Origin of the sequence: Staphylococcus sp. HMSC034G07, from assembly GCF_001835975.1 — a bacterium.
GTDB lineage: Bacteria > Bacillota > Bacilli > Staphylococcales > Staphylococcaceae > Staphylococcus > Staphylococcus ureilyticus.
The window spans coordinates 81458-104875 of the sequence record NZ_KV826608.1; the positions used below are offsets into that span (position 1 = coordinate 81458).

Below are 23418 nucleotides of genomic sequence, written 5' to 3' on the forward strand. Positions count from 1 at the left end.
CCTTTATCAAAGCATTATTTAATCGATTTATCATCTATTGAAAGCTGACCAAATTTAAAGAAGTATAAATAACCTTTAACAGGTTCGCCAAGTATGGTCTGTAAGGTATTTCTATAGTATTCCATTTGTATTTTATAACGCGCACGCAATTGATTTCCAACTTCTTCATCTGACATATGCAAGCGTCTATTAAATGCATCTGTTTTATAATCAACAAAGTAATATTGCTGATCTTTAATAAAAATCAAATCAATCATCCCTTGAATGATTGATGCGTCTGTTTCTACATCTTTCAACTGGTCTACTTTTGCTTGATTCACAACGAAAGGTAATTCACGATAAATATAATCACTTTGAGCAATCGTAAGATACAAGTCACTCTCAACAAATTTATAAATATCATCAAATTGAATATCAGCTTTTGCATCTTTAGGTATGATCGCTTTAACTATTAATTGGTCAACAAATATTCCAATTTCTTCTGCTGTCAGCCTTTCTTCTTTAAATGGTAAATGCTGCATTACCGTATGCATTAATGTCCCTATTTCATTTGCTTTTCTCTTTGTTTGTTGACTTAAGAAAGCTGGTCTTTCATATGAAGTTGTGCCAATACGATACTGACGAACTCTATCATAATTTGTATCCGCTTGTTCTGTTTCTAATTGTCGTTTTAATTCAGAAACGGACTGTTTTGAAGGTTTCATCATAGCTTCTTGATATGGATAGACGTAACTTAATTGCTGATGTATTTGCGTTTTTAATGTGTCATTGCCACTATTTATATACTCAATATCACTAACTGTACGCTGTTCACTATCTGAAATAACTTGTTCTGAAGCAATGTCTTCATAAAATTCTGTAGTCAAATTCACATAAGGTTTCATCGTTGAATCAATATCTTCTATTGATTGCTCAAAACGCATCTCTCTTGGTAAAGATGATGATTGATATTTTGCTAATATTGGGTATATCATATCAATCGGTCTTTGGGCTGTAATCCGATAACTGACTGGTAAATGTTTTTCCGAAACAGAAACCTGCTCTAATTGTGTTAATTCTTTCTCATCTTTAACACGGCCAATCAAAAATAATTGTTCCTTAGCACGTGTCAACGCCACATAAATTAATCTCATCTCTTCTGAGACCATTTCTTTTTCCGCGATTGCTTTCAAAGTGACTGATGATAATGAAGGATAAGCTAAATTTGATTCTACATCATAATACGTCATTCCAAGTCCATAATTTTGATTTAAAATCACAGGTTTATGTAAGTCATCTCTTCTAAACTTACGCGATAAGCCAGAGTAAATAACAAATGGAAATTCCAGCCCCTTACTGCTATGGATTGTCATCATTCTCACAACATCATCATTAGGACCTATGATGTTTTCTTCACCGAAATCTTTTCCTCGCTCCATAAGTTCATCAATAAATCGAATAAATTGATATAGACCACGAAAACTAGAATTTTCAAATTCTACTGCTTTATTAAACAAACCATATAAATTCGCACGTCGACCTTTGCCACCAATAAGACCACTAAAATATTGTATAACATAGTGATCATTGTAAAATTTATCAATCAGTTGATATACAGGATGATTTTGACTGTACGATTGATACATAGCTATATCTTTTAAAAATACTTCTAATTTTTTGACCAATTTCTTATTTGCCACGTCATTTTCCATATAATGTTGGATAGATTGATAAAAATAATCATCATGAGGACTAAATACTCTAATGTTTGATAATTCATCTTCTGTAAATTGGTAAATAACTGAACGCATTAAACCGACTAAATAAATATCTTGTAGTGGGTTGTCGATCGTTCTTAAAAAAGACAATATCAGTTGCACTTCTGTTTGTTCAAAATAACCTTCTTTACTATTAACATGGAACGGAATATTATGATCCTTAAATGCTTGTTGTATTTTTCGTGCTTGCCCATATGATCTCTCTAAAATAACAATGTCCTTGTAGTTCGGCTTTCGATATTGTTGGGCTTTAATATCAAAGATTTCACGTGTATTCATTATTTTTTCAACTTGTTGTACAATATATTCTGCTTCTTGTTCAGAACCATTTAACTCAGAAGATGCATCTTCTACTAGCATATTTAAATTCACATCATATGGCTTGTTGTCAAAGGGAGCTCCATAATATAACTGTGCTGCATCATCATAGTTAATCTCTCCTACAGATTCATCCATCATATGTTTAAATAAATAATTAGTTGTCGTTAACACTTCTAATCTTGAACGGAAATTTTGTGATAAATCTATACGTAAGCCATATGATGAGCCATCTACAGTAAAACGATTATACTTTTCGATAAACAAACTAGGATCTGCTTGTCTAAATTTATAAATCGACTGTTTGACGTCCCCTACCATGAATAAGTTGCCATCATGTTCCTCACCACGTTTAATACATGACAAAATCTTTTCTTGTACTCTGTTTGTGTCTTGATATTCATCTACTAATATTTCTTCAAACTGATCACGATAAGATTGTGCAATCATTGAAGGTGAACCATCATCATTTGTTAAAATTTTCAAAGCAAAATGTTCATAATCCGAGAAATCTAAAATATTTCGACTGCGCTTTTTTTGATTAAAAAGTTCTATGACATCTTTTGTAATAAGGCTAAGATAAGATACTCTAGGCGCTAAACGTTGCATATCTTCTTTTAGATTTTCTGAAGACCTTGAAAAATAATCATTCTTAACTTTTGACACTAATTTTTTATAATTATCATAATATGCTTTACCATCATCATAAGCATCTATCATCATTTCGTTTGCTTCTTTAATTTTTTTATCTTTTCGAGGAAATGTTTTTTCAAATTCGTGTTGTACGATTGCTTCATGATTGATATGGCCATTTTCCATAGCTTTGTTTAAGAATTGTTGTTCTTTTTCAATAACTGCAATTTGTTTATCGACTTGTTCCAGCATCATAAATAAATCATAACTTTTATTTAATGACTCTAAGGCAGACCTCATAAATATCATGGCCAACTCATTAAGTAATTTTAATAACGCTTCCTGTTGCACTACATCTTTATATGGTGTTGCAAGACCGCTTAACCAATTCAAAGGATTGGGGTTAGCAACACTAAAGAAATACATTTTTTTTACAATATCTCTGAGTTGTTCATCATTCCTATCTGAGGACAACTGTTCAGTTAAATCAACAAAATGCGGGTCTAAGATGTCATAATGTTGTTCTAAAACCTCATCTATGGTTTGTTCCAGTAATAAAATATTTTCCGCTTCACCACTTGTTTTAAAGTTTGGATCAATATCCAATACATCGTAATGTTGCTGAATTAACTTTAAACAAAAACTGTGTAGTGTAGAAATTTGAGCTTGGTGAATTTTGATGCGCTGATTCTTTAAATGCGTATTATCAGGTGATTCAATAAATGCTTCTTGTATTCGTTGATCTACACGTTGCTTCATCTCTCTTGCACTTGCATTAGTAAACGTTACGACTAATAAACGATCTACATCGACCTTATCTCTAAGAATGCGTTGAATGATGCGTTCTACTAAAACCGCTGTTTTACCAGAACCTGCAGCTGCTGCTACAAGTATGTCTTGATCCTTTGCAAAGATACTTTTCCACTGATTATCGGTCCATCTTGTGCCAGCTGGTTTTACAGGAATCTCACTGATCATTCTTCTTCCTCACTTTCTAACTCCATATTTTGTACTGCTTCAATTGGGTTGATTGTTTCGTCTACGGTTCTATAGCGTTTACTGTCAATCATGCCATCAACATGACAGACTGGTTTATAGTTACAGAAATCACATGGCAGTGTTTGATTATATTTCATTGGCGCTACTTCTGTGTGACCATCCATAATATTAGATGCTGTTTCTATAAAATTTTGCTTATTATGTTGAATTAATTTATAAATCGTCTTTTCGTCCGCGACCTTACTATTAGATTTAATGCCTCCATCTTTTTTTAAACCTAAAGGTACAATATCTGAATTATAGCTAGGTTCTATTCGAGTATCAAAAGCATCCAATACTGCTTCGTCACTATTTAATAAGCCACTTAATTTAAAGGATTGGATAAATTCTAAATCCCTTTTCGTTTCATTTAATTCATTCCACGCAAGTTTAATACGTGGTTCATGGACATGAAAGTACAATAACCCACCCGGCTTAGTCATATTGGTTAGGCCGAGCCTTGCTTTATTTTGTAATACAATATCCATATAAGTCATCATTTGCATTTGCATGCCATAATATACTTTTGTTAAATCTAAGGTCCCACTATATTTTGATGATTTATAATCAATAATATTCACAAAACTTTCATTTCCGTGGTTATACGTATCTATCCTGTCAATTTGTCCTCGAATGTTGATAGGAACCCCTTGTTTAGTTTTTAAAGGCTGCGCATACAGTTCTTGATTGTCCCTAGGTTTTTTTCTAAAACTGGCTTCAAAGCGTTGCGGTGTGAATTTACTATAACTACCTTGATATTTTAACGCCGTTAAAGTTGTTTCTACTATTGAACCAATACGCTGTGACAAATAGCGATAATAAGCTGTTGAATTTAATAGATTAAATTGTATCTCTGGTAGGATTTCAGATAACGCGTCACTCGTCAATTTGTGAATTTGTTTGATGTTTAAATTCTTAAAGTCGCCATTAATTTTTTCAGAGATAAATTTTAATACTTGATGGAATATATCACCTAAATCAAAGTTTTCTAGTTTATATTTTGTTCGTTCATTAAGTCGTAAACCATGTGAAGCAAAATGCTTAAATGGACATGATTGATACCCTTCAAAACGTGATACACTAGCATTTATAGTCGTACCATATAAATCTTTTGATAAAGATTCACTTAATTGTACAGTTTTATTATCGTAAGTGAGTGCTGATAACAAATAAGTAAGCCCTTCATTTAACTGCTCATCATCCCTCATAACTTGGTATGTATCTAACCACGTATCTGCGACGATTTCTTCATCAAGCCAAGCTTTAAGTGATTCAAATAATGCAATTTTTGTTTGATGTGGATGTTCCATTAACGTTAGCGGATTTGCTTGATGTTGACGATGGATATTTTGTACTTCAAGATCTGTAAACAATTGCTGAATTTGACCTAAAAATGGGCTCGCTTCTTTTTCATCCCCATTTGATCCCATTAAGGAATATGAAAATGTCACCTCTGAACGCCCTCGTGTCATAGCAATATAGCAAACAAATGCTTCATCCATTTGTAATATATCTGATGTTGGACTTAATTCGATATCAGCTTGTTCTTCAAAATATTTTTTCTCCTCATCTGTTATTAAGCCTGAAGCATTCACAGTCTGTGGTAAAACGCCATCATTGACCCCAACTAAATACACATGTTCTTTATTATCAACTTTTGCTAGGTCCATTGTACCAATGCTAACTTGATCAAGCGTTTGGGGAATCATTACAAATTCCAATTGATCCAAACCAATATCTAATAACTCTAAAAATCTACTTTTTGTTAAATTTTGAGTTCCAAAAACCGTAACTAAATCATCTAATGTTTGAATAAATCCATGCCATATTTGATCAATTTCTTCTGATTTACGGTGTTCGCCTTCAGCGTCTAACGTATCACGTTCTGTCATTAACTGACTGGTCAAATCGAACGATTCAATAGCTTCGTAAAACGCTGTTGCAAAATCAACAGCTGTGGTTGCATCAGCCATTTGATTTTCAAATCGCATAATTTTATCTATCACATCTGTTTTTAACTGAATAACCCTTTCAAATGTTTCACGTTCTTCTTCTGTTAATGGTTGTCGTTTTAAACCCATTTTCCTAAATTGTTCAACTTGGAAATATTTATCATCTATCCAACGTTTTCCATAAATACCACGTTCTAATACAAAATTTTCTAAAATATCAATTAAGTACTGGCTGTCTTTAAATTTTTTAGTTAAAATATTCGTTTTAAACAAACGCATTAGAGGCTCAAAATTCCAATTTGTCTGAAGCACTTCAATTAACGAGCGAAACATTTCCATTATAGGATGATGAGTCATAGAAGCCTTGACGTCAATGTTATAAGGTATATCGTATTGTGATAATATCGATTCCATTAAGTAGGCATATGATTCATCTCTATATAAAATAGCAATATCTTGAAAACGTCTACCTAATTCACGGTTTTCTTTTAAAATCCGTCTAGCAACTTCATTTATTTCTTCTCGCATCACTGATGATTCTAGGATAGAGATATGACCTGTTGATGCAATAGGTTCAAATTGCAATGCATTAAAGTTTTTCTCTAAATGCGATAAGTCATTATGAATAAATCTTTGTTGTTGATAAAATGGTTTAACATTTAAATGGATATTCAAATCATTTGCGATGGCTTGCATTTGTGTTAATGATTCTGACGGCTTTCTAAATAAACTAAAAACATCTTTATCTCCATCTGTAGTTAAAGCAACCGTAACTTGCTTGGTATGCTGAACTAATGAACGAATGATTTGATATTCAATTGTAGAAAAGTTATGAAATCCATCAATGTAAATCTCAGCACGTTGCAACCAATCGGATTGGTTCATCACCTCAATAAATCGCTGCAAACTATCCTCAGTAGAAACATACTCGCCACGAATCCTATCTTCTAAATGTTTATATATTAACGCGATGTCTTCTAATTTGTGTTTAGTCCTCGTTTGTAAGTGGTTGTTTGCTATATAATCTTCAATATGTTGTGGAGAAACTGCATATTTTTTAAAATCTTGAATTTGCTCATATAATTTTTCACTAAAGCCATAGTATTTTACTTGAGATTGATATAATTTCAATTCTGACTGATGTTGTTGAATAATGTCATAAATCATCATTTCAGTACCAACTTTGGATAACTGTTGTTCTGTTAATCCACCAACTTCTTGAAAAACACGGTGACTTAAACGTTCAAAATGGAGCACTTCAGTTCTCAAACTGCCATATAATGATGGATCTTTTACAAAAGCTTGCTCTAACTGAAACGTGTTTTGGGTAGGTGCGATTAAGATAATAGGATCACCTAATGGATTTTGTTTCATTTTAGTTTTTATTTCTTCTATTACACTGTGCGATTTACCAGTGCCAGCTCTCCCAATATAAGCATTAAATTCCATTGCGTGCAACAACTCCTTTGATTCATATTTTAACATATTAGGCATTACACTTTGTTTAATAGTCTATGTGATTTACCTACATTTAAGTTCATAAATGAATGATATACTGTGTAAGTTTAATATTTGAAAGGTGTTATTCAAAAGGTTCACGAAGCACAAATTGAACAACATTAATATATAGAAAAACCTGAGACATTTTTATGTCTCAGGAAGTATACACATATGCTATCTATTCATAACTGACATCTGGGTTAAATCCAAATGTCATTTTATTTAACGGCCAATATCTAAATGAAACTTTACCTACTACCTTATCTTCATCAATCAAACCAAATGAGCGGCTATCCTTACTCACTTCTCGATTATCGCCTAATACTAACAATTTACCTTTTGGAATTTTGTTTTTTCCATCAGCCTGATTAAAATCTTCTGTTTTATAAGTACCTGTAATGTATTCACCTAGTTTGTGTTTTTCATTGTAATCTAAATAAGGTTCATCAACTTTTTTACCATTAACATATAATTGATCCTTTTTATATTCGATGTTATCTCCAGATGTACCAATAATACGTTTTACATAATCTTGTTCCTTATTAGCGTGGAATACAATGACATTTCCCTTTTCTAAATGTCCTAGTTTTTGACCAATCATATTTACAACTACGCGTTCACCATCTTTTAAGGTTGGGTCCATAGAATCCCCTTTGACTGTGTATGATTTTGCAACAAAATTTGTAATCAATAGTACTAACGCTACTGCGACAGCAATTGACACAATCCATTCTAGTATTTCTTTTTTCACTTTTTACACCTCGTCTATTTATTTAAAGTTTACTGTGAAGTTGCTTAAAGGGTAATACCTTAAACTTACATCACCAATAATGTCTTCTTGTCGAACAAAACCCTCTGTTCTTGAATCGTTTTTTAGTTCTCGATTATCATTCAGTACAAAGTATTCGCCTGGTGGAATTATATCTCCTTCAGAGCCTTTAATATTTCTGAGGGATAGATCTTTCATACTTGACTCAGTATACATTTCATCTACTTGTCTGTCATCTCTATACAACTGATTATTTTTAAAGGTTATAGATTGGCCAGGCTTCCCGATAATTCTACCAATATGTACATCGTCACCTTTATGGTACATGATGATATCGTTAAGCTTTAGCATATTAAAAGTCGTTTTGATTTTATTAACAATCACACGATCATTTTGTTTCAACGTTGGCGTCATACTTTTATCTTGTATGACTGCTCCTGTAATAATAAAAGTCTGAATCAATATTACAATAATAATCGCAAATATTATAGAAATCAAATGTTTTACTACCTTACTCAAATTGTCACTCCTCTGGAGAATGCATAAAATATCGTTCAAGTTTTCTACCTATAAACCAAACGACAATAATAACAATAATGATGATGACCAACCTTAAAGGCTGTGTAAATAACGTCGTAATATCATTGCCTAACCATCCAATCAAACCAATCATTATCAATTTCGAACTGAACAATACTACCAGATAAACGTGTGCTCTGATATGCGACAAGCTTACGACCAAGTTTACTAATGCACTTGGGGTAAAGGGGAAACATAATAGAATGAAAATAGGAATAACGCCTTTTCTATCTATAAAATGTATTAACCTTTGAACCGAGGTGCGTTGTTGTAATTTTTTCATATAACGTGTATGGTTCAATTTGCGAAAACCTAAAAATACAAGATAACTTCCTAAAACAGTACCCAACCATGCTAATAATGTACCCATCAAAAATCCAAATGCATTCACATTCACAATCACAAATACAATAATAGGTAGTACTGGGATAAATGCTTCAATAAAAGGCAATAAAAATCCTACGATATAACCTAAACTACCAAATAAATCAAACCAATACTGCACTTGTTCTTGAGTCATTTCATCAATCCCTACCAATGTTAGTCAACGATTATTATAAGTGTATTATAGCGATTTTAAAACAATTATGTATACTTTTGTGTAAATATCAGTCTCAAGTACCAAAACAGTAAATGACATTACACACAAATGATAAGTTTTTTTTATAAAATAGCACATAAAAAAATTTCCGCATTTTCAATGCGGAAATCATTTTCTCAGTCACTTATTAATCTAATGCACAGATAAAATTATAGACGTTTTTCTAATGCTTCTTTTTTATCTTCAAAACCTGGTTTACCTAATAATGCGAACATATTTTGTTTATATGCTTCTACACCAGGCTGGTTAAACGGATTTACACCAAGTTGATAGCCACTCATTGCGCAAGCCATTTCAAAGAAATAAACGAGATAACCAAATGTTTCTTCATCTAATTGTGGAACGTTGATCACTACATTTGGCACGCCACCATCAGTATGTGCTAATAAAGTACCTTCAAAGGCTTTAGTGTTCACTTCATCAATTGTTTTACCTGCTAAATAGTTTAAACCATCTAAATTGTCATTATCTTCTTCAATTGTAATATTATGCTTTGGTGTATTTACTTTGACAACAGTTTCAAATAAGAAACGACGACCTTCTTGTACATATTGTCCAAGTGAATGTAAATCAGTTGTATAATTTGCACTGGATGGATAGATGCCTTTGTAATCTTTACCTTCTGATTCACCAAATAATTGTTTCCACCACTCGTTAAAATATTGCATTGAAGGTTCATAATTGATTAACATTTCAGTGTCATAACCTTTAGCATATAAAATGTTACGGATACTAGCATATTGATATGCAATATTATCTTCTAAGTTTTCAGAAGAGAGCTCTTGTCGCGCTTTTGCAGCCCCGCCCATCATTGCTTCAATATCAATACCTGCGATAGCGATTGGTAATAAACCTACTGCAGTTAAAACTGAGTAACGTCCACCAATATCATCCGGCACTACAAATGTTTCATAGCCTTCATTTGTTGCTAATTGTTTTAATGCACCTTTTTCTTTATCAGTAGTAGCAAAAATACGTTGTTTTGCTTCCTCTTTACCATATTTATTTTCTAAGATTTGTTTAAATAGTCTAAATGAAACTGCTGGTTCTGTTGTAGTACCAGATTTAGAAATAACATTTACTGAAAAATCTTTACCATCTAAATAACTAATTAACTCTTGTGTATATGTCGAAGATAAATGATTACCTACAAAGACAATTTCAGGATATTCATTACTATTTCTAAATGCCGGTGTCAGCATTTCAATTGCAGCACGTGCACCTAAATATGAACCACCAATACCAATTACAACAAATACATCTGAATTATTTTTGACACGTTTAGAAGCTTCTAATATACGTGAAAATTCTTCTTTATCATAATTAACAGGTAAATCAATCCAACCTAAGAAATCACTACCAGCACCTGTTCCTTCATGAATTGTATGATGAATTGATTTAACAATATCTTTTTGTTGTTTTAATTCATGTTCGCCGAAAAATTCTAAAGTTTTACCGTAATCTAATTGAATATGAGTCATCTAAATTGCCTCCAGTGTTTTTGATTTCATACATATTTTACTAAGTTTATTTTGACTATTCAAACAACTAGCCTACAAAACAAAATTTTTTATAATTATTTTAGCTTATTCATTTCTTATACAACAGACAGAACATCCAATCATATATTCACTTATATATACATCTTCATAAAACGCATATAACTCCAAAACACCTAAATTTCAATATACAAACAGACGGTTGAATTGTAAGAAATTTCTACAAATTGCATATTTATGTATAAAAATGGTTTTATTTTCACCATCCTTCTGCTATACTTACTAATATCAAATTTATAAACAACATATTAAAAAATTCAATTGAGGTGTAACGGTATGAAGGAAAAAATAGTTTTAGCATATTCGGGCGGTTTAGATACAAGTGTTGCAGTGAAATGGTTGATAGATAAAGGCTATGATATCGTAGCTTGTTGTCTGGACGTCGGGGAAGGTAAAGATTTAGATTTAGTGCATCAAAAAGCTTTAGATATGGGTGCAGTTGAATGTCATATTATTGATGCCACAGAAGAATTTAGTGAAGATTTTGTTTCATATGCAATCAAAGGCAATTTAATGTATGAAGGCACATATCCCCTTGTATCTGCATTATCAAGACCTTTAATTTCAAAAAAATTAGTTGAAATTGCTAACAAAACAAATGCAGTAGGTATTGCACATGGTTGTACCGGCAAAGGTAATGACCAAGTTCGTTTTGAAGTGGCCATAAAAGCATTGGATCCAGAGTTAAAAGTATTTGCTCCAGTAAGGGAGTGGGCTTGGAGCCGTGAAGAAGAAATTGACTATGCAATCAAACATAATATTCCAGTACCTATCCAACATGATTCACCATATTCTATTGACCAAAATTTATGGGGAAGAAGTAATGAATGTGGCATTTTAGAAGATCCATATGCAGCACCACCAAAAGATGCATTTGACTTAACGAATGAAATTGAAGATACACCTGACGAAGCAGATGAAGTCGTACTTACATTCGAACAAGGCTTACCTACCGCTTTAAACGGTAAATCCTATAAATTAAGCCAATTAATTTTGGATTTAAACAAATTAGCGGGTAAACATGGTATTGGAAGAATTGATCATGTAGAAAATAGACTTGTCGGTATTAAGTCTAGAGAAGTTTACGAAACACCTGCAGCAGAGGTTATAATCAAAGCGCATAAAGCACTCGAAATGATCACTTTAACTAAAGATGTCGCTCATTTTAAACCTATTATTGAAAAACAATTTTCGGAACAAACGTACAATGGACTTTGGTTTTCTCCACTAACTGATAGCCTAAAAGCGTTTGTAGATAGTACACAAAAATTCGTTTCTGGTGACGTACGTCTTAAATTATTTAAAGGTAATGCCGTTGTAAATGGTAGAAAATCACCGCATACACTATATAATGAAAAATTAGCGACTTATACAAAAGAAGATGCATTTAATCAAGAATCTGCAGTCGGTTTTATTGATATCTTTGGTTTACCTACAAAAGTTAATTCTATGTTACACGGCGGATATTCAGATGAGTAATAAAGCTTGGGGTGGAAGATTTAGTGAGCAACCCGAAGACTGGGTCGATGAATTTAATGCCTCCATTCACTTTGATAAAACGCTCATCCAATATGATGTGCAAGGAAGTATTGCTCACGCTAAAATGCTAGCTAAACAAGATATCATAACCGATGAAGACTGTCAGCAAATAATCAATGGTTTAACAACAATATTAAATGATTATGAACAAGGTAATTTATCATTCGATGTTTCTTTAGAAGATATTCATCTTAACATTGAGCATGAATTGATTAAACGTATCGGTGATGCAGGTGGTAGGTTGCATACAGGACGTAGCAGAAATGACCAAGTTGCTACTGATATGCACTTATATACTAAAGAAGAAGTTACTCAAATTATTGAGCTCATCAATGAGTTGCAACAAACAATTGTCAATATCGCAGAACAACATGTCAATACAATTATGCCTGGTTATACACATTTGCAAAGAGCTCAACCTATTTCATTTGCACACCATATACTGACTTATTTCTGGATGTTAGATAGAGATAAATCGCGTTTTCAAGATAGTTTGAAGCGAATCGATATTTCACCACTTGGTGCTGCTGCTCTAAGTGGGACGACTTATCCAATCAATCGTCATGAAACGCAATCTTTATTGAATTTCGGCTCTGTTTATGAAAATAGTATAGATGCTGTAAGTGATAGAGACTATATAGTAGAAACATTGCACAATATATCATTAACAATGATACATTTATCACGTTTTGCTGAAGAGATTATCTTTTGGTCATCAGCAGAAGCCAATTTTGTAACTTTATCGGATGCATTCTCAACAGGTTCCTCAATTATGCCTCAAAAGAAAAATCCTGACATGGCAGAGTTAATAAGAGGCAAAGTAGGACGTACAACAGGAAACCTAATGAGCATTTTGATGACGCTCAAAGGTTTACCGCTTGCCTATAACAAAGATATGCAAGAAGATAAAGAAGGGCTATTTGATGCGGTGCATACGATAAAGGGCTCCTTACGAATTTTTGCTGGCATGATAGATACAATGACTGTGAATGTCGATCATCTACAACAAACTGTTTACAATGATTTTTCAAACGCTACTGAATTGGCTGATTACCTTGTCAATAAAGGTGTTCCATTTAGATCAGCACATGAAATTGTAGGAAAAATCGTACTGTGGTCAATTCAACATAATGTCTATTTATTAGATGTGCCGTTGGAAGAATATCAGAAAGCGCATAAACGTATTGATTCAGATATTTATGATTATTTAAAGCCAGAAAATTGCGTTAGTCGTAGAATTAGTTATGGCTCAACTGGACAATCAGCGGTAGAACATCAATTATCAGTTATCAAGCAACATCTAAATACAAATTAATAAACCTTTAAAAACTGGAAGTTAAACCATTACTTAACTTCCGGTTTTTTCTTCCATTCATAGTCCAACGTTTTAATCCATTTCACATTTTACTTAGCTCCCTCAACATATGTTTGTATAAATGTATTAACAGTACTCAACTCACCATGTCTTGAATCCTATAGATAAAGCTATTTATTTATATGTCTCAAATCTATATAGACACTTTTCTATATAGATGTTAGTCTATTTAATGCTTAGGAGGTATCATTATGTCTTATAAAAAACTTTCAGCATTGCTTAAAGTTTTATCAGATTCAAACAGATTAGAAATATTAGATTTACTTTCTTGTGGTGAACGATGTGCATGCGATTTGTTGGAGCACTTTCAATTCTCGCAACCCACGCTAAGCCATCACATGAAAACATTAGTGGATTATGAGTTAGTGCATACACGTAAAAATGGAAATAAGCGTTTGTACCAGCTTAATCATGTTATTTTAGATGAAATCAATCAAAGTCTCAATATAATTCACACATCGAACCAACATTGCGCATGTCATAATATGAAATCAGGTGAATGTTAATCAATGACCATTTTAGCTATATTAATTTTTCTTTTAACATTAATTTTTGTCATATGGCAACCTAAGGGATTAGATATTGGTATTACTGCTTTAGCTGGGGCTATCGTAGCTATAATTACAGGTGTAGTTAGCTTTTCCGATGTATTAGAAGTAACAGGCATCGTTTGGAATGCCACGTTAACTTTTGTTGCTGTTATTCTTATTTCATTAATATTAGATGAAATTGGTTTCTTTGAATGGTCTGCACTACATATGGTTAAAGCATCGAATGGTAACGGGTTAAAAATGTTTGTTTTCATCATGCTATTAGGGGCAGTTGTAGCAGCATTTTTCGCAAATGATGGTGCTGCTTTAATCTTAACGCCTATCGTATTAGCCATGGTGAGAAATTTAGGATTTAATAAAAAAGTCATCTTCCCTTTTATTATTGCCAGTGGATTTATCGCTGATGCGACATCATTGCCCCTCATTGTAAGTAACTTAGTAAATATCGTTTCTGCAGATTATTTCGATATAGGATTCATTGCGTATTTTAGTCGTATGATAATCCCTAATGTATTTTCTTTACTAGCTAGTATTCTCGTATTGTGGCTTTATTTTAGAAAATCTATACCACATACATTTGATACTGAAAACATTTCAGTACCTAAAGATGCTATTAAAGATCCTAAATTATTTAAGATTTCATGGATTGTATTAGCCGTACTGCTCGTAGGCTATCTTGTAAGTGAATTTATCCAAATACCTGTATCAATCATTGCAGGTATGATTGCTTTTGTCTTTGTATGCTTAGCTCGTAAATCTAATGCAGTTCATACTAAGCAAGTAATTAAAGGTGCTCCATGGAATATAGTGTTATTTTCCATTGGTATGTACCTCGTCGTATTTGGGTTAAAAAACGTGGGTATTACCACAATTTTAGCCGACGTATTATCCAGTATTTCAAGTTATGGACTATTCAGTAGTGTTATCGGAATGGGATTTATATCGGCCTTTTTATCATCAATCATGAATAATATGCCTACCGTTTTAATAGATGCAATTGCTATTGGCCAATCCAATGTCGTTGGCACTTTGAAAGAAGGTATGGTTTATGCGAATGTCATTGGCTCTGACTTGGGCCCTAAAATCACGCCTATTGGTTCTTTAGCTACATTATTGTGGCTTCATGTTTTAACACAAAAAGGTGTAAAAATTGCTTGGGGTACCTATTTCAAAACAGGCATCGTCATTACCATTCCAGTACTATTTGTTACCTTGTTAGGTTTATATTTCACGCTCGTTATTTTTTAAGAAAAGAGGTCTTAATTATGAAGAAGAAAATAATTTATTTTATATGTACTGGTAACTCTTGTCGTAGCCAAATGGCTGAGGGTTGGGGAAAGCATATATTAGGTGAAACATGGCATGTCTATTCTGCTGGTATTGAGACACATGGTGTTAACCCTAAAGCGATAGATGCTATGAATGAAGTAGGTATTGATATATCAAATCATACGTCAGACTTGATTGATAATGATATTTTAAAGAAAGCAAATTTAATCGTAACACTATGTAGCGATGCAGATAAAAATTGTCCAATTTTACCACCGAATGTAAAAAAAGAACATTGGGGTTTTGATGATCCAGCTGGAAAAACTTGGACAGAATTTCAACGTGTTAGAGACGAAATTAAATTAGCAATTGAAAATTTTAAAACCAAATAAATGTATTAAGTCACCGGCACAGCAGCTTTGACTACGCCAAAGCGTCCGTTTCAAATGAAATTGACGCTTTTTGTTGGTTTGAACTTATATATAGGCATATGAAGTTAACGTGATTAAACTAATACATTCTATATATGCCAGAAAAAATTTTAATTAGTTTAATATATTGTTATAACAATATTAACTTTTTAAATCTTAAATTTTAATCGTGTAAATGTCATTCTCAAACAAACGTTTATTTTGTAGGGTTGATATGTAAATACATATCGAGGAGTGACCCATTCTTGCAAAATTTAAAAAAAGCATTATCAACGAGTCTAGCAATGTTATCTCTAGCTTTGATTGGAACGACATCTATAGCAACTGCAAGTGAAAATAACCACAATATTAATACACAATCATCTGCCACACCCTCAAAGCAACAAGGTAACAACTCACACAACCCAAACAGAGCTCAAAATCTAACAGGTGAAAAATATGCAACGATTGCTCATAGAGGTGCCAGTGGTTATGCACCAGAACATACTTTTTATTCATATGATAAAAGTCACAATGCAATGGGAGCATCATATATCGAAATCGATCTTCAGATGACTAAAGATGGTCATCTAGTTGCCATGCATGATGAAACAGTTGATAGAACTACAAACGGTACAGGTAGAGTTGATTCATATACACTAAAAGAATTAAAGCAATTAGATGCTGGTAGTAAATTTAATGCCACAAACCCTCAGTATGCTAATTCAAATTATGTAGGTGCTGAAATTCCTACATTAGATGAAATTTTAGAACGATATGGTCCGAATGCAAATTATTATATTGAAACTAAATCACCAGATGTGTATCCAGGGATGGAAGAAGCAGTATTAAAATCACTAAACAATCACAAAATGCTTAATGAGCAATCATTAAATCAAGGGCATGTCTTATTACAATCATTTTCACCTGAAAGCTTAAGTAAATTACATCGTTTAAATAGCAATGTCCCATTGATAAGGTTATTAGATAAAGGTGAATTACCCGCGTTAACCCAACAAGATTTTAATCAAATTCGTCAATACGCAATCGGTGTCGGCCCTGAATATACAGACTTAACTAAACAAAATGTTAAAAACCTTAAAAGAGCTGGTCTGCTCGTACATCCTTTCACCGTTAATAATGAAACCGATATGCACCGCTTAAATCGATATGGCGTTGACGGCGTTTTTACAAATTATCCTGATTTATATAAACAAGTCGTTCTAGATAATGAACAAAAAAATAAATAACAAAAAAGAAGAAGTTCTTGGGTTCAAGAACTTCTTCTTTTTCTAAAAGTTAAATATTTAATTAAGCCCAACCACGATAACGTGCAGCTTCAGCAGTACGTTTAATACCTACAATATAAGCTGCTAAGCGCATATCAATTTTTCTATTTTGGGATAACTCATAAATTGTATCGAAAGCTGTGATAAGTTTTTCACGTAATTTTGTATTTACTTCTTCTTCTGTCCAATAATAACCTTGATTATTTTGTACCCATTCGAAGTAAGAAACTGTTACGCCACCTGCACTTGCTAATACATCAGGTACGAGCAATTTACCACGTTCAGTTAAAATACGTGTACCAGCTGGTGTTGTTGGGCCATTAGCCGCTTCAACCACAATATCAGCTTTAATTTCATTTGCATTGTCTTCTGTGATTTGATTAGCAATCGCTGCAGGTACAAGAATATCACAATCAAGTTCAAACAATTCTTTATTAGAAATTGTTTCTTCAAATAAATTTGTTACAGTACCAAAGCTATCTCTTCTATCTAAAAGATAATCAATGTCAAGACCGTCTGGGTCATGTAAAGCACCGTAAGCATCTGAAATACCCACAATTTTTGCTCCCATATCATAAAGGAATTTAGATAAGAAACTACCTGCGTTACCAAATCCTTGAATAACGATACGTGCACCTTTCAAATCTAGACCTCTTCTTTTAGCAGCTTGTTCTATGGCAATAACTACTCCCAGTGCAGTAGAACGGTCTCTACCTTGTGATCCACCTAATACAATCGGTTTACCAGTAATAAACCCTGGTGAATTAAATTTATCTAATGAACTATACTCGTCCATCATCCAAGCCATGATTTGTGAGTTAGTAAATACGTCTGGTGCTGGGATATCTTTTGTAGGTCCAACAAATTGAGATATCGCACGTACATAACCACGAGATAAACGTTCAACTTCATGTATACTCATTTGTCTAGGATCACAGATGATACCACCTTTACCGCCGCCATATGGCAAGTCGACGATACCACATTTTAATGTCATCCACATAGATAATGCTTTAACTTCTTCGACATCAACGTCTGGATGGAAACGCACCCCACCTTTTGTTGGTCCAACTGCATCATTATGTTGAGCACGATAACCTTTAAATGTTTGAACCGTACCATCATCCATACGTACAGGAATGCGGACTTCAAGGAATCTTAATGGTTCCTTTACTAAATCATACATCCCATCATCAAATCCCAATTTATGCAATGCTTCTTTAATAATTTGTTGCGTAGAAGTAACTAAATTATTATTCTCAGTCATGATTCATTTCGCCTCTTTTTCGTTACTAATGATTTCGCTTTCACGATAATTGTAACATAAGATTTTGCTTTTTAAAGGGTTTTCAAAACTTAAGTTACAGAACATTTTTATTTAAAAACATTTCTTACTTTATCCAATGCAAAGTCCAGTTCTTCTTTGGAAATAATAAGAGGTGGTGCAAATCTAATTACTGTATCATGTGTTTCTTTACATAATAATCCTTCTTCTTTTAACTTTTCACAATAAGGTCTAGCATTTTCATTTAGTTCTATACCAATAAATAATCCACGACCACGCACTTCTTTAATTGCTGGGTGATTTATTTTTTCTAATTCTGATTTAAAGTACTCACCTAGCTCTAATGAACGCCCTGCTAAATCTTCATCAACTAATACATCCAACGCTGCAATCGATACAGCACACGCTAATGGATTACCACCAAACGTTGACCCGTGAGAACCAGGTGTAAATACGCCCAACACTTCTTCGTCAGCTAATACAACAGAAATTGGGAATACACCTCCACCTAATGCTTTACCTAAAATATAGACATCTGGTTTTACATTATCCCAATCTGTGGCAAATAATTTTCCTGAACGCCCTAGTCCAGCTTGAATTTCATCAGCAATAAATAATACATTATGCTCATCACATAATTCTCTAATTTCTTTTAAATAACCTTCTGGTGGAACATTGATACCTGCTTCTCCTTGAATAGGTTCGATTAAAATAGCAGCAGTATTTTCATTAATTGCTTCTTTAACAGCTTCTATGTTACCAAAATCAACTTTACGGAAACCATCTAATAATGGGCCGTATCCTCGTTGGTATTCTGGTTCAGATGACAATGATACTGGCGCCATTGTTCGGCCATGGAAGTTACCATTGAACGCAATAATTTCAGCTTTATCAGGTGCAATATCTTTCACATCATAAGCCCAACGACGTGCTGCTTTTAGTGCTGTTTCAACCGCTTCAGCACCTGTATTCATAGGTAAGGCTTTATCTTTACCGGCTAACTTGCATATTTTTTCATACCATGCCCCTAAGTTATCACTATGAAACGCACGTGATACTAAAGTCACTTTGTCAGCTTGATCTTTTAAAGCCTGAATGATTTTAGGATGTCTGTGACCTTGGTTTACTGCAGAATAAGCAGATAGCATATCCATATATTTATTTCCTTCAGGATCTTTAACCCATACACCTTCAGCCTCTGAAATTACAATTGGAAGTGGCACATAGTTGTGGGCACCGTAATGATTTGTTAATTCAATGATTTCTTCAGATCTTGACATAATATCTCCCCTTTGCATGAATTATATAATAATTTATTGGCATTACTCATTCATAGCATAACGTATTTATTCACTTACGAAAACTATTTTCCGAAAATACTATAAAATCATCGATTCAGAACTTACATTACAACTTTTAAACGTTAAATTTAGAATATAACCGTCAAAATGTAAGCCTTTACATTAATATAATGACACATTCTCGACCGTTTACACAAGCCAATTTTTATAAATTTAAAAATTCTTCTTGATTTAAATCCAGATTACAAGATTTATGCTAATTCTAGTGTTTATAATTTAAAATTTTATACAAACAAAAAACGTCAATTTCTATAATTTTTTCAATAGAAATTGACGTTTTTTTTGCTAGTAAAATATTTATAACTTGTGCTCACTTTGGCAGTTAGATAGGATTAATAAAGTTAGTATTTACGCATTCAAAACTTTTATTTATTATCAGTTCTAGGTAATGGATAAAAACCTTTATTAAATTGTTCCCATAATTTTGGTGGCAAGTGATGTTTATCTGCTCTTTGCGGATCAAATTGAGATAGAATTTCATCTTCTTTGCCATCTTTAATTTTACTTACAAAATTATGATCTAACAAGATTTCACGTCCTAGTGCGACCAGTTCTACACCAGTTGACTCAATTGCTTCAATAGCTTGTTCAGCTGTGAAAATAGATCCTATACCTATGAGTGGCATACGTCCATTCATCCACTCTAAAATAAGTTTAATACGCTCTTTGCCTTTGTATTGACCTTCACGCGTTTGTGAGTGAATATCCATTAACGATACATGTAAATAATCTAAAGGTTTTTCTACTAATAATTCAATCAACTCTTTAGTAATTTCCATGCTTATACCTGGAGATTCAGCTTCTTCAGGAGAAAATCTATAGCCAACGATAAAATCTTTACTTCCGTATTGCTTAACAGTATTAGTCACTTCATCTACCACGCTTGTAGCAAATTTATAACGGTCTTGTCCCCACTCATCATTACGACGATTATAATATGGAGATACAAATTGATGGATTAAGTAATGGTTTGCACCGTGAATTTCAACACCATCGAATCCAGCTTCAATGACTCTTCTAGTTGCTTCACCGAAAGCTTTTATTGTTGATTCAATTTCCTCTTTTGTAATTTCACGTGCATCATGTGCTTCTTGTTCACCAAAACTCTTTAATGATATCGGGCTTGGCGCCGCAACATCACCATTAGGTGTTAAATTAGGTAAAGATTGCGCGCCACCATGATGTATTTGGACAACCGCTTTTGCACCATTTTTTTTCATAGCTTTTGCCAAACGTTTTAGACCTTCTATATTAGAGTCATGTGCTACTGAAGGTTGTCCAGGAAAAGCTTTACCTAAATCTGTTACATTGCTTGCAGCTGAAATTGCTAAACCAACATCTTTTGAACGCTGTTCCATATACACAACCTCTTCATTAGAAATTGTGCCATCGTCATTAGATGAAACATGTGTTAAAGGTGCTAGTACAAATCGATTGTCTAAAACAACTTGATTTGGTAATTTTAATTTTTCAAATAACGGTTGAAATTTTTTATCCATTAAATTAAATCCTCCTAAAATACAAAATACTTAAATGTCATTACATAATCACTTTAAGTGTTTTTAATTCTAACTTCCTTAGTTTTAAATATAAAATTATATGCTCACGCATATAATTTTATATTGCTACTCTTCCAATAAATTTTAGCTTATAAATAAAAAAACACTAACATCTTAAAATAAGATGTTAGTGTTTTTTAAAAGATGACTGTTCATCTTTTATCGCGTTTTTGGACTGTTTAATCCAAACCGGTAAGCGTTCTTTAATTGTTTGAAACCCATATTTTTCGGTTTCTTTAATTTCATCTAATACTGATTGCTTTTCTTTTTTACGTTCATAATTTTTAAAATAGTCGTTATCTTTTAAAGAAAGATTTAACTTTCCTTCTTTATCAATTGAAATGACTTTCGCTTTTACAATTTGTCCTTCTGATAAAAACTTTTTTAAATTATGGACGTAATCATCCATAATTTCAGAAATATGGATTAATCCTTCAGTATTGTCAGGGGTTTCTACAAAAGCGCCATACGGTTGAATTCCAGTCACACGAACTTTGATATGTTGACCTACTTTATAGTGATTATTCAACGTGATAACCCCTTAATTCGTTTTACTTAACATGTTCATAATAGCATAAATCATTCAATGGTACTAATATTACCTAGAAAAATTTCACGATTTATCAAAAATCAAGCTACACAACCACGGATTGAATTTCTCTTATATCTCATTATACAAAGGCTTTTAAACCATTTCCAAGAACTGATACTTGCATCAATGCTTTCAAAATAAAAATTCTTAGGTTTTTACTTATAATGGTATTTAATTGAATATATTACACCATCACGCTCCAATGGAGATAACTAAAATTGTCAAAATAAAATAAGAGGCTGAAACAATGAATTTGTCTCAACCTCTTAAACATTTTTTATTTTTAATATAACAGGTATTTAAAAACAATTTAAAAATGGTTAAATGCTTACTAGAGTTTACCATCTTTCAAACTTTATTTTACCTTATTTTTCAATAATATCTATTGAATCAATCGTGATATCATGTAAAGGTTTATCCTGTGGTCCTACCTTAGTAGCCGCAATATCTTCTAATGTAGATTCACCTTCTAATAATTGACCAAAAACAGTATGCTTTTGATCTAACCAAGGTGTACCACCCTTTTCACCATAAGCTTTCACAATCGGTTCTGGCCAACCACCATCTGCGAGTTGGCTAAGCATAGATTCTGGTACTTCTTTCATTTGAACAATAAAGAATTGTGAACCGTTCGTATTCGGTCCAGAATTTGCCATCGATAAAGCACCATATAAGTTGAATGCTTCTAGTGAAAACTCATCTTCAAACGGACCTCCATAAATACTTTCACCGCCCATACCAGTTGCTGTTGGGTCGCCTCCTTGTACCATGAAGTCATTGATTACTCGATGAAAAGAAATGCCATCATAGTAGCCATTTTTTGCATGTGTAACAAAGTTTTCTACAGTTTTAGGCGCAATATCAGGCAATAATTTGAAAGTCATATCACCCTTATTTGTATGCATAACCATTTTTATTTCATTTTCGTTTACTTCTGAATTTAACTGAGGATAGTTCGACATTTTTATTCTCCATTTCATGTTAAGATGATATATGTATTCTAACATAAAATGAGGAGTGTATTGAATTATGTTATATCGTTTTGCACATAAAACTGGAAGTTATGGTGTATCTATTATAGAAGAAGATGACAATCAAGTACTTGTTCAAATTGAACAGGTCATTAAACATCCAAAACAAGGAGACTTACATCACCCAAACGAAACGAACAATGTCTTTTTTCACGAACGCAAAGCTTTAAGTCAATTTGAAAAGCGCTATACTTCAAAATCCAAACTTAGACCTTTTAATGTAGAAGAACTGGATTATATACAATCTTTACAATTTGCCATTACGAATTTAGAAAACAAATTAAAAGAAGAAAATACCGAATTTGCACAATACTCACTTGCTAATTTAGCACAATTAAAAAAAGATTATTCAATTCAATACAAACAAAATTTTGAATAAAAATACCGTGTTTCTTCTTATTTAAAACAAACTTAAAATTAAAGCTCCACAAGGGTTAGCGTGGTTTTTCAG

18 protein-coding genes are annotated in these 23418 nt (G+C 32.8%); 7 read left to right on the plus strand and 11 right to left on the minus strand.

The window, feature by feature from the left end; genetic code table 11:
- Positions 1-14: 14 nt before the first annotated feature.
- The 6 genes from addA to HMPREF2586_RS06500 form a co-directional block, all read right to left on the minus strand.
- A complete protein-coding gene (gene addA, locus HMPREF2586_RS06475) occupies positions 15-3686 on the minus strand; it encodes a helicase-exonuclease AddAB subunit AddA (protein ID WP_070657776.1) in 3672 nt (1223 codons plus the stop codon).
- Positions 3683-7147, minus strand: coding sequence for a helicase-exonuclease AddAB subunit AddB (addB, locus tag HMPREF2586_RS06480; protein ID WP_070812694.1), 3465 nt, complete (start codon positions 7145-7147; stop codon positions 3683-3685). The genes addA and addB overlap by 4 nt, the downstream gene beginning before the upstream one ends.
- A 229-nt stretch (positions 7148-7376) precedes the next feature.
- Positions 7377-7949, minus strand: coding sequence for a signal peptidase I (gene lepB, locus HMPREF2586_RS06485; protein WP_046208036.1), 573 nt, complete (start codon positions 7947-7949; stop codon positions 7377-7379).
- An 18-nt stretch (positions 7950-7967) separates the two neighbouring features.
- Complete coding sequence (gene lepB / locus HMPREF2586_RS06490; RefSeq protein ID WP_064209441.1) at positions 7968-8486, minus strand: signal peptidase I; 519 nt, start codon at positions 8484-8486, stop codon at positions 7968-7970.
- A 4-nt stretch (positions 8487-8490) separates the two neighbouring features.
- A complete protein-coding gene (locus tag HMPREF2586_RS06495; protein ID WP_046208034.1) occupies positions 8491-9066 on the minus strand; it encodes a TVP38/TMEM64 family protein in 576 nt (191 codons plus the stop codon).
- A gap of 230 nt (positions 9067-9296) precedes the next feature.
- The gene (locus HMPREF2586_RS06500; protein WP_070657780.1) at positions 9297-10628 is read right to left on the minus strand and encodes a glucose-6-phosphate isomerase; all 1332 of its coding nucleotides are present in this window, start codon (positions 10626-10628) and stop codon (positions 9297-9299) included.
- A gap of 354 nt (positions 10629-10982) precedes the next feature.
- Here HMPREF2586_RS06500 and HMPREF2586_RS06505 point away from each other — a divergent pair, with 354 nt between their 5' ends.
- The 6 genes from HMPREF2586_RS06505 (at position 10983) to HMPREF2586_RS06530 (ending at position 17100) form a co-directional block, all read left to right on the plus strand.
- A complete protein-coding gene (locus HMPREF2586_RS06505) occupies positions 10983-12185 on the plus strand; it encodes an argininosuccinate synthase (RefSeq protein WP_070812695.1) in 1203 nt (400 codons plus the stop codon).
- Complete coding sequence (gene argH, locus HMPREF2586_RS06510) at positions 12178-13560, plus strand: argininosuccinate lyase (RefSeq protein ID WP_070657782.1); 1383 nt, start codon at positions 12178-12180, stop codon at positions 13558-13560. Before HMPREF2586_RS06505 ends, argH begins: the two co-directional genes overlap by 8 nt.
- Positions 13561-13811: 251 nt before the next feature.
- Positions 13812-14126, plus strand: a complete 315-nt coding sequence (locus HMPREF2586_RS06515; RefSeq protein WP_046208030.1) for an ArsR/SmtB family transcription factor — start codon at positions 13812-13814, stop codon at positions 14124-14126.
- Positions 14127-14129: 3 nt separating this feature from the next.
- On the plus strand, positions 14130-15419 hold the full coding sequence (arsB, locus tag HMPREF2586_RS06520; RefSeq protein ID WP_064209446.1) for an arsenite efflux transporter membrane subunit ArsB: 1290 nt from the start codon (positions 14130-14132) through the stop codon (positions 15417-15419).
- A gap of 17 nt (positions 15420-15436) precedes the next feature.
- Positions 15437-15832 (plus strand): arsenate reductase (thioredoxin), encoded by a 396-nt coding sequence (gene arsC / locus HMPREF2586_RS06525; protein WP_070657784.1) that lies wholly within the window; start codon positions 15437-15439, stop codon positions 15830-15832.
- A gap of 284 nt (positions 15833-16116) precedes the next feature.
- Positions 16117-17100: a glycerophosphodiester phosphodiesterase gene (locus HMPREF2586_RS06530; protein WP_070657786.1), complete on the plus strand. Its 984-nt coding sequence runs from the start codon at positions 16117-16119 to the stop codon at positions 17098-17100.
- A 61-nt stretch (positions 17101-17161) separates the two neighbouring features.
- On the opposite strand, the gene HMPREF2586_RS06535 is transcribed toward HMPREF2586_RS06530, so the two are convergent.
- The 5 genes from HMPREF2586_RS06535 to HMPREF2586_RS06555 form a co-directional block, all read right to left on the minus strand.
- Positions 17162-18406: a Glu/Leu/Phe/Val family dehydrogenase gene (locus tag HMPREF2586_RS06535; RefSeq protein WP_019469653.1), complete on the minus strand. Its 1245-nt coding sequence runs from the start codon at positions 18404-18406 to the stop codon at positions 17162-17164.
- 107 nt (positions 18407-18513) lie between these two features.
- Positions 18514-19704 carry an ornithine--oxo-acid transaminase gene (locus HMPREF2586_RS06540; protein WP_046208027.1) on the minus strand — a complete coding sequence of 397 codons (1191 nt, stop codon included), beginning with the start codon at positions 19702-19704 and terminating at the stop codon, positions 18514-18516.
- 446 nt (positions 19705-20150) lie between these two features.
- Entirely contained in the window at positions 20151-21284 is a 1134-nt protein-coding gene (locus HMPREF2586_RS06545; RefSeq protein ID WP_070657789.1) for an NADH-dependent flavin oxidoreductase, read from the minus strand.
- Between the two features lie 187 nt (positions 21285-21471).
- Positions 21472-21873 (minus strand): S1 domain-containing post-transcriptional regulator Ygs, encoded by a 402-nt coding sequence (ygs, locus tag HMPREF2586_RS06550; RefSeq protein WP_046208025.1) that lies wholly within the window; start codon positions 21871-21873, stop codon positions 21472-21474.
- 428 nt (positions 21874-22301) lie between these two features.
- On the minus strand, positions 22302-22898 hold the full coding sequence (locus HMPREF2586_RS06555) for a peptidylprolyl isomerase (protein ID WP_046208024.1): 597 nt from the start codon (positions 22896-22898) through the stop codon (positions 22302-22304).
- Between the two features lie 67 nt (positions 22899-22965).
- On the opposite strand from HMPREF2586_RS06555, the gene kapB reads away from it, so the two are divergent.
- Positions 22966-23346 carry a sporulation phosphorelay system protein KapB gene (kapB, locus tag HMPREF2586_RS06560; RefSeq protein WP_064209451.1) on the plus strand — a complete coding sequence of 127 codons (381 nt, stop codon included), beginning with the start codon at positions 22966-22968 and terminating at the stop codon, positions 23344-23346.
- The last annotated feature ends 72 nt before the right edge of the window (positions 23347-23418 follow it).